Source organism: Pseudomonas sp. 22082 (genome assembly GCF_052046055.1).
GTDB lineage: Bacteria > Pseudomonadota > Gammaproteobacteria > Pseudomonadales > Pseudomonadaceae > Aquipseudomonas > Aquipseudomonas pharyngis.
Genome location: NZ_JBQEQB010000032.1, coordinates 47,015 through 59,069 on the forward strand (window position 1 = coordinate 47,015; position 12,055 = coordinate 59,069).

Here is a 12,055-nt window from a genome sequence, read left to right on the forward strand (position 1 = left end):
GGGCGGTCGCGGAAAGTTTCGACGGGATTACGGACGGTCGGGCTGCTACGGATCAGTGCCCGGTGACGATCCGGGTCGAGCCTACGGCGGGTTCGGCGTACACCGGGCCCAGGCGATCGAGGCGACCGCTCCAGGCCGTCAGGGCCAGTGCCACCAGCACCACCAGGCCGCCGATCCACGCGGTGTGGATCAGGCCGATGTGTTCGACGATCAGACCACCACCCCACGCGCCACCGGCAATACCGAGGTTGAACGCGGCAATGTTCAGCCCCGAGGCCACGTCCACGGCGTGCGGTGTGTGATGTTCAGCCTGACGCACCACATACACCTGCAAGCCCGGCACGTTGCCGAAGGCGACTGCGCCCCAGACCAGCACGGTGGCCAGCGCCAGCCACGGGTTGGCGGCGGTGAAGGTGAGCACGAACAGCACGGCGGCGAGCAGGGCGAAGATGATTTTCAGCGCGCTGATCGGCCCGCGTTTGTCCGCCAGTTTGCCGCCCCAGAGGTTGCCGACCGCCACCGACACTCCGTACACCAGCAACACCAGGCTGACAGTGCTGGCGCTGAAGCCGGAGAGGTCCTGAAGAATCGGCGCCAGGAACGTGAAGGCGATGAACGAACCGCCGTAACCGATGGCCGTCATGGCGTACACCAGCAGCAGGCGCGGTTGCTTGAGCACCTGCAATTGCTGCAACAGCGACGCGGGTTTGCTGTGGGCAATGTTGTTCGGCACGTACAGCAGGCTGCCGATGAACGCGATCACGCCGAGTGCCGACACGGCGAGGAAGGTTTCACGCCAGCCGAAATGCTGACCGATGAACTTGCCCAGCGGCACGCCGGTGACCAGCGCCACGGTCAGGCCGGTGAACATGATCGCAATCGCACTCGCAGCTTTCTCCTTGGGCACCAGGCTGGTGGCGATGGTCGAGCCGATCGAAAAGAACACGCCATGGGCCAGACCCGTGACGATCCGCGCCAATACCAGCGATTCATAACTCGGCGCCAGCCAGGCCAGCAGGTTGCCGAGGGTGAACAGTACCATCAGCGATAGCAGCAACAGTTTGCGCGGGACTTTGCCGGTGAGGGCGGTCAAGACCGGCGCACCGATGGCTACGCCGAGGGCGTAGAGACTGACCAGCAGACCGGCGGACGGCAAGCTGACGCCGAGATCGGCGCCGATGGTGGGAAGCAGGCCAACGATGACGAACTCGGTCGTCCCGATGGCGAAGGCGCTGAGGGTCAGCGCGAGTAGGGCAATGGGCATGACGGCACTCCGGTGGGGGATTGAATGGAGCGCAGTGTCGGGGTTTGGTGGGGGTGGAAAAATACAGGGGTGGGCATTTGATATTTGATCTCGGCGCAAAGATCAAGGAGCGGCTCTCAAGGCGTTCTTGAACTTTGCCAAGCCAAAACCGATCAGTTCCTTACAGGTTCAACCAAGGGAGCTCTGCGTTTTGACCAGGTTCAGGATCGCGATTCTATTGGGGGCATTGCTGTTGTTCGGCGGCCATGCAGTGCAAGCCGCCAGCCTGCCGGGCGTTCCGGCAGCCAGCGAAGAGCCGGCGAAACCGGAGCCCATCGTGCAGGGCGGACTGCTCGGCGCCATCAGTTCCAGCATTGACGACGTGCAGGAAAAACTCGATCTCAACGAGCATCTGGTCGACGCCTGGCGCCTGCGCGCCGATCGGGCGGCGGATGAAGTCGACAGGCTGGTCAATCAACCTTCGAACCGCTCAGGCTGGAGCGTGGCGGGGGATTTCATGATGCTCTCCGGCGTGTGGCTGGGCACGTTTGCCGTGTTGACGGTGCTCGGCAGCGTACTGGGCAAGCGACTGCGGGAAGGGCGCTGGCTGCGCACCCGCCAGCGCAGTCAGGACCTGCTCGGTTACCTGTTGCCCTACACGCTGCCCGCGCTGATCTGCCTGCCGCTGACCCTGTACGTCAGCCATTTTCTGTCGGCCTCGGTGGGGCGAGCGCTGGCGCTGTGTTTTGCCTACGCCACCAGCAGCGGGATATTTTCCACGTCGATGCTGTTGTGCGTGGTGGTGATGTTCAATGTCGGCCACAAGCGCCGCGCCGTGCAGATCATCCGCGACTACTGCCCGAAACCGCTGTTCCTGATCGGCTTTCTCGCCGCGTTGAGTGACGCCCTGACCAGCCCGCAGATCGCCCGGCAACTGGGCGGCAACATCACCAGCAGCATTGCGGTATTCACCGGTCTGCTGGCGTCGATCATCTTCGGCCTGCTGGTGATTCGCCTGCGTCGGCCGGTGGCGCACCTGATCCGCAATCGCCCGCTGGCCCAGCGCCTGAAGCAGCCGTCGCTGCAGGAGTCCCTGAGGATTTTTTCCGGGCTCTGGTACTGGCCGATCGTGCTGATGGTGCTGGTCTCGGCGGTCAATCTGATCGGCATCGGCGAGGACAATCAAAAGGCCCTGCGATGTGCGCTGTTCACCACGGTGCTGCTGATCGGCACGGTGTTTCTCAGCACGATTCTTCAGCATCTTTTCAAGTCGCGCAGGGCCGAGGCGATCCAGCGCAGCAGTGCCTACAAGGAACGCTTTCTCAGCCTGTTGCACGCCTTGCTGCGGATCGTCATTGCGATTGCGTTCATCGATATTCTCGGGCGGATCTGGGGAGTGTCGCTGCTCGATTTTGCGCAAAGCAGCACGGTCGGTCGGGCGATCAGCAATGCGCTGAGCAGCATCGGCTTGATCTTCCTCGTGACGTGGCTGTTGTGGGTGGTGCTCGACACGGCGATTCAGGAAGCACTCAAACCACCGGTCAGCAAACGCTCGGCGCGTCAGCCCAGCACCCGGGTGAAAACCATCCTGCCGCTGCTGCGCAACGCGATCAAAATCATCCTGGTGGTGATCTGCGCGATCACCACCATGGCCAATCTCGGGATCAATGTCGCGCCGCTGCTGGCCGGTGCCGGGGTAGTCGGCCTGGCCATCGGTTTCGGCTCGCAGCAACTGGTGCAGGACGTGATCACCGGGCTGTTCATCATCATCGAAGACACCCTGTCGATCGGGGACTGGGTGGTGCTCGATTCCGGGCATGCCGGCACGGTCGAAGGCCTGACCATTCGCACCCTGCGCCTGCGTGACGGCAAGGGCTTCGTGCATTCGGTACCGTTTGGCCAGATCAAGGCCGTGACCAATCAATCGCGACAGTTTGCGTTCGCGTTTTTCTCGGTGCAGTTCACCTATGACACTGATGTCGACAAGGCCATCGAGCTGATCCGCGAGGCGGGGGATTCGATCCGCGAAGACCCGTTCCTCAAGTACAACCTGCAGGGTCCGCTGGACGTGTTCGGTGTGGAGAAAATGGACCTGAACGGCGTGGTGCTGACCGCGCAATTCCGCACGGTCTCGGGCGGGCAATACGCGGTGAGCCGCGCGTTCAATCAGCGCTTGAAAAAGCTTGTGGATAACAGCCCGTGGGTGCATTTCGCGCAGACTTATCCACAGCAGGTTCTGTTGCCCAAGCGACAGGACGAAGAGGTGGCGCCGGCGCATTCGTCGGTGGTGTTGCCGGAGCAGGCGCGCACTCAGTGACGGGTCAGCTTGTTGCGGATTTCGCTCATGGCGGCGGAGTCCAGCTCCACCCAGAATTGCGGCTTGCCCGCGACCTCGGCAGCGACCGGCAACCCATCGCGATACACCAGCCGATTGCTCGCCAGCGCCGGCACTTTCGCCCCCGGCAACAAGGTCCCGGCGAGGTTCAGCGGGTCGACGCCGCACACCGCGACCAGGCTGCCGTCATGGGGGCGACGGCGGACTTCGCGCAGCAGCGCAATTGCCTCGGGCAGGGCGAATTGCTCGCCGGCCAGACCGCTGACAAAGCGCCCGCCGCGAATCTCGCCCCGCGCTTCCAGTCGATGGAACGTGCGCAGAAGTTCGCGCCAGCTCGGCAGCCAATCGGCCTCGCGCTCCAACAGGCGCCAGAACACCACGCCATAGCGGCGTAACAGGGTCATGGCGATGTGTTCGAGGGTTTCGGGCGACGCCGTTTGACGGTTTTCCACCACCGGCCCGCGACGCAAAAGCGCCCAGCGCCCGGCATCGTCCATGCCACCGACAAATGCCCCGCGCCCGCGTCGACTGCTGCGCTGCTGGCGCTTGCTCGCCGGGGTGATCAGCGCCCGCAATCCGGCAAAGCTGTCGGCATTCACCAGCCCGGCGCCGACCAGTTCCTGCAAGGCGATTTCCAGCTCGGTGCGCAGCAGGTGTGCTTCATGAATCAGCTCATCGAAAAACAACGCACCGTGCTGGCTCAGCGCGTCGAACACCTTGCGAGTCTTGGGCGACAGTTCGCTGACCGGCGTTTGCTCGGCCAGCGCGCTCCACAAGCCGACCTGACTGCGCGGCAGCAACACGATGGGGGTGCTGCGCAATGCCGTGCCACTGCTGTTTTGCCGGGCGCTGAGGCGCGTCCATACCAGTTTGCCGCTGCGGCACAGATCGTCCAGCCAGCTCGGTGAATAATCCTTGAGCCGCGCCGGAAGGAGGTCGCTGTCCCACGCTGAAGCGGCGGCCGGGTAGCCTTCGAACTGGCCGACAATCGCCGGCAATACGGTGTTGCCCTGACCACGGGTGGACGGGGACACGTGCTGCCAGTCGAACAGAAACCGCATGAAATCCTGCAACGCCACCGGCTCGATTTCCCGGCGCAGACGCTTGACCGTATAGCGGTGAATGCGCGCCAGCAGATGCCGTTCGCACCATTCTTCAACGGTCGACCCCGGCGTGAACTGGCCGCGCAGTACATAACCTTCGCGCTCCAGATGAGCGAGGGCTTGATGAACAGCGGCCGGCATCAGGGTCAGCGGCTCGGCAATCGCCACCAGCGGTTGCGGACCGAACGCGCCGAGCCGCGCGCGGATCACTTCGATCAGTGCCTCATCGGCGGTCCATGCTTCGTCGAAACCGGGCAACGCGGCCAGTTCAGAATGCGCCTGTGGATAAAGCGCTTGCAGACAGGTCAGGCGTTCTCTCGCCAGCCACAGTGAGTGCTCGGGATCGATCTGCAATCGGCAGGCTCGCCCGGTTTCGGCCAAAGCATTCAGCCAATCGCGCCAATGCGGATTGGCCTCGACTTCGCCGTCACTGATGCAGGCCAGGCTCATCAGCGCTTCATGCATTTCATCGGCGCTGTTCGGCGTCGGCCAGGCTTCTTCGCGCACGGCGTTGATCGCGTCGGCGTCCAGCGCGCCGAGGTCGTCGGTGGATTGCGGATCGCTCCAGCGGCGGTTGAGCACGGCCTGGGTGCGACGCTCTTCCAGCGGCGCGTCGTCGAGAAAGGTGTAGGGGCGGGCGCTGAGGATTTCCGCCGCCAGCGGCGAGGGCGCCGGCAGGTCGCGGGCGATCAGGCGCACTTCGCCGCGCTCCATGCGCCGCAGCAGTTGCAGCCAGCCTTCGCTGTCCATCGCTTCGTGCAGGCAATCGTCGAGGGTCTGTTCCACCAGCGGATGCTCGGGAATTTCCCGTTCACCGGCGAGGTTTTCCAGGCAGGCGATCTGATCGGGAAACACACTGGCGATCAGGTCTTCGCTTTTCATCCGCTGCAATTGCGGCGCGACCTTGCGCCCGCCGGTGAAGCGCGGCAGGGCCAGCGCCACCCCGGCATTCCAGCGCCAGCGCACGCCGAACAGCGGCGCATCCAGCACCGCTTGAATCAGGATGTGCTCGGCGCTGTTGCTGTGCAGGTAACGCCAGACCTCATCGAGTTCGAAACTGTGGCTGGTGGACAGCGACAGCACGATCGCGTCTTCGCTGGCGGCGGCCTGCAATTCGAAGTTGAAGGTGCGGCAGAAACGCTTGCGCAGGGCCAGGCCCCAGGCGCGGTTGATTCGGCTGCCGAATGGCGAATGGATGATCAACTGGGTGCCGCCGGACTCGTCGAAAAACCGCTCCATCAGCAGCGTGTCGCGCGACGGCAAGGCACCGAGGGCGAGGCGGGCGCGGGCCAGGTAATCCACCAGTTGCTCGGCGCTGGCCAGGTTCAGGCCGAGGGTGTCGGTCAGCCAGTCGAGGGCCGGTTGCAGGTTGCCGGGGCTGGCGCTGAGCAGTTGATCGAGCTGCGCGTGCAGGCGCGCCACGGCCGCCGACAGTTCATCGCTGCGTCCCGGCGCCTCGCCGAGCCAGAACGGAATGGTCGGCGGCAGGCCCCGGGCGTCTTCGACCCGCACCTTGCCGGCTTCCACCCGCAGGATCCGGTAAGAGGCGTTGCCGAGCTGGAACACATCGCCGGCGATGCTTTCCACGGCGAAGTCTTCGTTGACGCTGCCGATGTTCAGGCTCTGGGGTTCGAGCAAGACGCTGTAGTCGGCATTGTCGGGGATGGTGCCGCCGCTGGTGACTGCCGTCAGCCTTGCACCGCGCCGTCCGCGCAGGGTTCGGCTGATGGCGTCGCGGTGCAGATAAGCGCTGCGGATGCCCTGACGGCCGTTGTAGCCTTCGGCGAGCATGCCCAGCAGCGCCTGATAATGTTTTTCGTCAAGGCGGGCGTAGGGCTCGGCCCGGCGGAACAGCGCGAGCAAATCGTCTTCGGCCCATTCCTGGCAACTGACCTCGGCGATGATCTGCTGCGCCAGCACATCCAGCGGCGCCTCGGGGATGTGCAGCGTATCGAGTTCACCCCGGCGCACGCAGTCGAGCAGGGCGGCGCACTCGATCAAATCGTCGCGGGTGGTGGCGAACAGGCGGCCCTTGGGCGTACCGCCGACCTGGTGCCCGGAGCGGCCGACTCTTTGCAGAAAACCGGCAATCGAGCGCGGTGAAGCGATCTGGCAGACGAGGTCGACTTCGCCGATATCGATCCCCAGCTCCAGCGAGGCGGTGGCGATCAGCACTTGCAGCTCGCCACGCTTGAGCCGTTGTTCGGCGTCGAGGCGAAACTCCTTGGCCAGACTGCCGTGGTGCGCGGCCACGGCGTCTTTTCCGAGGCGTTCGCTGAGGTGTCGACTCAGGCGCTCGGCCAGACGTCGGGTGTTGACGAAAATCAGCGTGGTGCGGTGTTCACGGGCCAGTGCTGCGAGGCGGTCGTAGACCAGTTCCCAGACGTCGTTGGCCATCACCGCCGTCAACGGCACCGGCGGCACTTCGATGCCCAGATCCCGTGGACGCGCGTGGCCGATATCGATGATGTCGCATCGGCGCTCATGGCCGACCAGAAACCGCGCGACGGCATCGATCGGTTTTTGCGTGGCCGACAGACCGATGCGGGTCAGTGGTTCAGGACACAGCGCCTGCAAGCGTTCGAGGCTCAAGGCCAGGTGACTGCCGCGTTTGCCGGCAGCGATGGCGTGGATCTCGTCGACGATCACCGTGCGTGTGGTGCCGAGCATTTTTCGCCCGGACTCGGAGCCGAGCAGCACGTAGAGCGATTCCGGAGTGGTCACCAGTATGTGCGGCGCGCTCTTGCGCATGGCGGCGCGGTCTTTCTGCGGGGTGTCGCCGGTGCGCACGGCGGTGGTGATTTCCAGCGCCGGCAGATCCATTTGGCGTAGCTGCTCAGTAATCCCGGCCAGCGGGTTCTGCAAGTTGATGCGGATGTCGTTGGACAGCGCCTTGAGCGGCGAAATGTAGACCACCAGGGTTTCGTCCGGCAGACCTTCCGGGGTTTCCAGGCCGCGGTGGACCAGTTCGTCGAGCACGGCGAGGAACGCGGTGAGGGTCTTGCCGGAACCGGTGGGCGCGGCGATCAGCGTCGAACGGCGCTGGCGGATCAACGGCCATGCGCGGGCCTGGGCGGCGGTTACCGTCGGGAAGGTGCTGCTGAACCAGGCGCTTACGGCGGGGTGAAAGCCTGCCAGCGCCGCGTCCGTGGGAAGGGGCAGATTCATGGTTCCAGTTATGCGGGTGGGTGGGCGAAGTTGCAAGTACCGCTCGGGATCTACACTTTACGGGTGACGGTTGCGCACTAAACCCGCAAAATGCAACGATTCCGGCAATTATCGACGACGGTGTCACAAGCATCGTCGCCAAAGCCATCGTTCCAATCAGACTGGGCCTGCTGACTCTATGCGAATGCGCCTTATGTTACTGGGCGGCGGAAATGCCCTTGGGCAGGCGCTGATTCGCCTCGGTGCGGAGGAAGACATCGGTTTCCTCGCCCCCCGCCCGCCCGAAGACGGCTGGGATGCCGCGAGCCTGACCCAATTGCTCGACGACACCCGTCCCGATGCATTGATCAACCTTGCCTACTATTTCGACTGGTTCCAGGCCGAGGTCGTCAGTGAAAGCCGTCTGGCCGGGCAGGAACGCGCCATCGAACGCCTGGCCGAACTGTGCCAGCACCACAACATCGTGCTGGTGCAGCCGTCCAGTTATCGGGTGTTCGACGGTTCCCGCGCCACTGCCTACAGCGAAAAGGACGAACCGGTGCCATTGGGCCTGCGCGGTCAGGCGTTGTGGCGGATCGAACAGAGCGTTCGCGCCACTTGCCCGCAACATGTGCTGCTGCGCTTTGGCTGGTTGCTCGACGACAGCCCGGAGGGGATCCTCGGGCGCTTCCTGGCCCGTGCCGAACAGCCGGAAGAACTGCTGCTGGCCGATGACCGCCGTGGCAATCCGACGCCGGTCGACGATGCGGCACGGGTGATCATTTCGGTGCTCAAACAACTCGATTGCGCCGCGCCGCTGTGGGGCACGTACCACTACGCCGGCCACGAGGCGACCACGCCGCTGGCACTGGGTCAGGCGATTCTCTCCGAAGCGCGCAGCCTGCACCCGTTGGCCATCGAAGCGCCGACCGCCCAGGCCCACGCCGCGCGGCCGGATGCCGCCGAAGAACCGCAACACGCGGTACTCGCCTGCAAGAAAATTCTGCACACCTTCGGGATCAAGCCGCGCGCCTGGCGTGCCGCACTCCCGGGCTTACTGGATAGGTTTTATCGTCATGGCTGAAGGCCCTGTTCTCATCACCGGCGGTGCCGGTTTCATAGGCTCGCACCTGACTGACGCGCTGCTTGCCAAGGGCCATTCGGTGCGGATCCTCGATGACCTGTCGACCGGCAAGCGCAGCAATCTGCCGCTGGATAATCCCAGGGTCGAACTGATCGTCGGCGATGTGGCCGATGCCGCATTGGTCGCACAGGCAATGCAGGGTTGCAGCGCGGTCGCACACCTCGCCGCCGTCGCTTCGGTGCAGGCATCGGTGGACGATCCGGTGAAAACCCACCAGAGCAATTTCATCGGCACGCTGAACGTCTGCGAAGCCATGCGCGAGGCCGGCGTCAAACGCGTGCTTTATGCTTCCAGCGCGGCCGTCTACGGCAACAATGGCGAAGGCGAGTCGATTGACGAAGACACGCCCAAGGCACCGTTGACGCCTTACGCGTCGGACAAACTGGCCGGCGAGCAGTACTTCGATTTCTACCGCCGCCAGCACGGTCTGGAGCCGGCGATCTTCCGTTTCTTCAACATCTTCGGCCCGCGCCAGGATCCGTCCTCGCCGTACTCCGGGGTGATCAGCATCTTCAGCGAACGCGCGCAGAAAGGCCTGCCGATCACCGTGTTCGGCGATGGCGAGCAGACCCGGGATTTCATGTACGTCGAAGACCTGGTCGATGTGCTGGTGCAGGCGATCGAGACGCCGCAAGTGGACGTCGGTGCGGTGAACGTCGGCTGGAATCAGGCGACCAACCTCAAGCAGATGCTGGCCGCGCTCGAAGCGGTGGTCGGCGAGTTGCCGCCCGTCAGCTATGGCCCGGCGCGCTCCGGTGACATCCGCCACTCGCGGGCGAACAACAGCCGGCTGCTGGAACGATTCAAGTGCCCGACGCCAACGCCGATGAGCGTCGGCCTGGCCCGTCTGCTCGGCCGCTGAGTTTCTCGCGGACATGAAAAAGGCGCCTTTTGACAGGCGCCTTTTTCACGGCCGGAATTCGGGTTTCAAACCGGTTTCCTGTAGCGAGGGAGCTTGCTCCCCGGTCGATTGCGAAACATCGCCGTCAGTTCTGAGCTGCCCGCCACCAAGCCTCATTCACCACCACGTGAACGTTCTTTAGAACTTGTAGCCTAGACCAACCATGTAGATGAAGGGATCAACGTCCACATTCACCCGTGCACGGGTGCCCGGGGCCACGGCGTTGTTTTCGACGGTGGCGCGGGTATCGATGTCGATGTAGCGCACCTGGGCGTTGAGCATGATGTTGTCGGTCAGCATGTAGTCGGCGCCGACCTGCCAGGCCAGGCCCCAGGAGTTTTTCGCCTTGAAGTTGCTGAAACCGTTGGACTGGGCTTCGCTGCCGACGTGCTCGTCGTAGATCCAGGTGTAGTTGATGCCGCCGCCGATGTACGGCTGGAAGGCCGATTTCGCGTCCAGCGGGTAGTAGACGACGCTCAGGGTCGGTGGCAGGTGTTTGAGGGTGCCGAGTTTGCCGTTGGCGGCTGGCAGGGCGGTGCCCTTGAGCTTCACGTCATGTTCGAACGGCGAGGCGGCCAACAGCTCGATACCGATGTTGTTGGTCAGCATGTAGGCGAAGTTCAGGCCCAGTTGGGTGTCGCTGCTCATGGTCGCCTTGCCGCCCAGGTTGGCGCCGCTCAGCGGACCCTGATCGACCTTGACGCTGGAGCTGTCGGCCTTCGGGTTGACGGTGATCGCACCGGCACGAACGATGATGTCGCCGGCTTCGTGGGCGTGGGCGAGCGGGGCTGCGAGCGCGAGGGCAAACAGCGAGGCGCTGAGCAAGGACTTGTTCATGGAAGCTCCCAAAGGACGTTAAAAATGTTTGATGTCCTATGGTACGAATCCGTCTGATACGGTCTTTTGACTCAGCTCAATGAAACAGTGATGGCGGGTTTATTTGTGGAACCTTTGCCGACCCCTTCGCGAGCAGGCTCGCTCCCACAGGTGAATGCATTCCAAATGTGGGAGATTCTATGTTGCAGGGGAACCCTGCAACCTTAAATTCGGTTGGTATTCGCTCTGGTTTTTCATGAGGGCGAATGCCACCCGGCAAAGCTTGCGGGCGAGGATGACCAAGGCTTGGGTTCTGGCTAGACCTCTTGCCAGATAGGACTCATAGAACGGTTTCCAGACAGGGGACCGACAAGCTGCCATAGCTGCATTGTGTGCAAGACGCCGTAATTCCCCGTCACCTTTTTTGCTCAAGTGGCGAGGACTGTGTTTCTTACCTGAGTCTTTTGCCTTCAAGTCCATTCCCAGAAAGGCGATGAACGCATCGGCGCTGGCGAACTCACCTCGCATGTATGTAGTTGCCAGGCCCGTTGCCGTGAGTTCACCAACTCCTTCAATCGCTTTGCAGCGTCTGATGTTTTCACTAATTCCGGCTTCTTGGCTGACTTTACGAAGCAACTCCTGAATGGCCTGATCCAGCTGTTTGAAATGCTTCAACCCATCGGCCAAAAGATCTTCAAGAAGAGGTTCGGTTGACCAGCTCAGCTTGATACTGACTCGGACCTTCATCAGCTGTGCACGCTTGTTAAGCAGACTTTTCAACACTGTGTAGTGCCGCGGTGGTGGGTTCCAGACCCGCAGCCGATGCTGTTCACTGGTTAGATAACGCGCCAGAAGACGTGCATCACAAGGGTCGGTTTTTGCACGCTGACCGATGCTTTCGCGGTAATGGCTCACCCGGTAAGGGTCCACGATGTAAACCCGATGCCCCATACCATGGGCCAGTTCGGCCGTGTCCAGGTGGTAGAGATTAGTGGCTTCCAGGGCGATTGAGCTTTGGGCGGGCAGGGTCTTCAGCCAATGACCTACAGATGTGCGGTCGTTGTTGATGGCCTGGATGATTTTCAGATCTTCGCGATAAACGACGATTTCGGCCTTGGCCACATCGACACCAATCACCGTTGGCGAGGTAAGGATTGTCATGACGAATCCTCGGAGCTAGGGTTTAAGAGCTTGTCGGGGTCTACCGTAGCGCTGGCTTGCCTCTATCGTCGGTTTTACCGATGAATTCCTTATCGGCGCTTTAGGTAGAAAGGGCGGGACGAGAAGTCTCCCACGGTCCGTACTGGCTAGAGTCGGAATCGAGCTTTTAGTCCCGCCCACCCCTTCAAGTCTAAACATACAAGCG

Annotated in this window: 7 protein-coding genes; 3 read left to right on the forward strand and 4 right to left on the reverse strand. The window is 62.8% G+C overall.

The features are described 5' to 3' along the window. Positions 1 to 52 precede the first annotated feature (52 nt). The gene (locus tag ACTJK9_RS27430) at positions 53 to 1,264 is read right to left on the reverse strand and encodes an MFS transporter (RefSeq protein WP_440817468.1); all 1,212 of its coding nucleotides are present in this window, start codon (positions 1,262 to 1,264) and stop codon (positions 53 to 55) included. A 190-nt stretch (positions 1,265 to 1,454) separates the two neighbouring features. On the opposite strand from ACTJK9_RS27430, the gene ACTJK9_RS27435 reads away from it, so the two are divergent. Further along, on the forward strand, positions 1,455 to 3,560 hold the full coding sequence (locus ACTJK9_RS27435; RefSeq protein ID WP_440817470.1) for a mechanosensitive ion channel family protein: 2,106 nt from the start codon (positions 1,455 to 1,457) through the stop codon (positions 3,558 to 3,560). Here ACTJK9_RS27435 and ACTJK9_RS27440 read toward each other — a convergent pair. Next, positions 3,554 to 7,849, reverse strand: a complete 4,296-nt coding sequence (locus ACTJK9_RS27440) for a DEAD/DEAH box helicase (protein WP_440817473.1) — start codon at positions 7,847 to 7,849, stop codon at positions 3,554 to 3,556. The genes ACTJK9_RS27435 and ACTJK9_RS27440 overlap by 7 nt on opposite strands. Before the next feature lie 178 nt (positions 7,850 to 8,027). On the opposite strand from ACTJK9_RS27440, the gene ACTJK9_RS27445 reads away from it, so the two are divergent. After that, positions 8,028 to 8,912, forward strand: a complete 885-nt coding sequence (locus ACTJK9_RS27445; RefSeq protein ID WP_074691645.1) for a sugar nucleotide-binding protein — start codon at positions 8,028 to 8,030, stop codon at positions 8,910 to 8,912. Then, positions 8,905 to 9,834, forward strand: a complete 930-nt coding sequence (locus tag ACTJK9_RS27450; RefSeq protein ID WP_074691642.1) for an NAD-dependent epimerase/dehydratase family protein — start codon at positions 8,905 to 8,907, stop codon at positions 9,832 to 9,834. The genes ACTJK9_RS27445 and ACTJK9_RS27450 overlap by 8 nt, the downstream gene beginning before the upstream one ends. A 177-nt stretch (positions 9,835 to 10,011) precedes the next feature. Here ACTJK9_RS27450 and ACTJK9_RS27455 read toward each other — a convergent pair whose 3' ends face one another. Then, positions 10,012 to 10,710 carry an OmpW/AlkL family protein gene (locus ACTJK9_RS27455; RefSeq protein ID WP_085613361.1) on the reverse strand — a complete coding sequence of 233 codons (699 nt, stop codon included), beginning with the start codon at positions 10,708 to 10,710 and terminating at the stop codon, positions 10,012 to 10,014. 177 nt (positions 10,711 to 10,887) lie between these two features. Next, positions 10,888 to 11,850: an IS110 family transposase gene (locus ACTJK9_RS27460; RefSeq protein WP_221397423.1), complete on the reverse strand. Its 963-nt coding sequence runs from the start codon at positions 11,848 to 11,850 to the stop codon at positions 10,888 to 10,890. Positions 11,851 to 12,055: the final 205 nt, after the last annotated feature.

Excerpts from the sequence above, each read along its gene's own strand:
- ACTJK9_RS27460 (WP_221397423.1), bottom strand. The coding sequence starts at position 11,850 with ATGACAATCCTTACCTCGCCAACGGTGATTGGTGTCGATGTGGCCAAG.
- ACTJK9_RS27445 (WP_074691645.1), top strand. The coding sequence starts at position 8,028 with ATGCGAATGCGCCTTATGTTACTGGGCGGCGGAAATGCCCTTGGGCAG.
- ACTJK9_RS27455 (WP_085613361.1), bottom strand. The coding sequence starts at position 10,710 with ATGAACAAGTCCTTGCTCAGCGCCTCGCTGTTTGCCCTCGCGCTCGCA.
- ACTJK9_RS27430 (WP_440817468.1), bottom strand. The coding sequence starts at position 1,264 with ATGCCCATTGCCCTACTCGCGCTGACCCTCAGCGCCTTCGCCATCGGG.
- ACTJK9_RS27450 (WP_074691642.1), top strand. The coding sequence starts at position 8,905 with ATGGCTGAAGGCCCTGTTCTCATCACCGGCGGTGCCGGTTTCATAGGC.
- ACTJK9_RS27440 (WP_440817473.1), bottom strand. The coding sequence starts at position 7,849 with ATGAATCTGCCCCTTCCCACGGACGCGGCGCTGGCAGGCTTTCACCCC.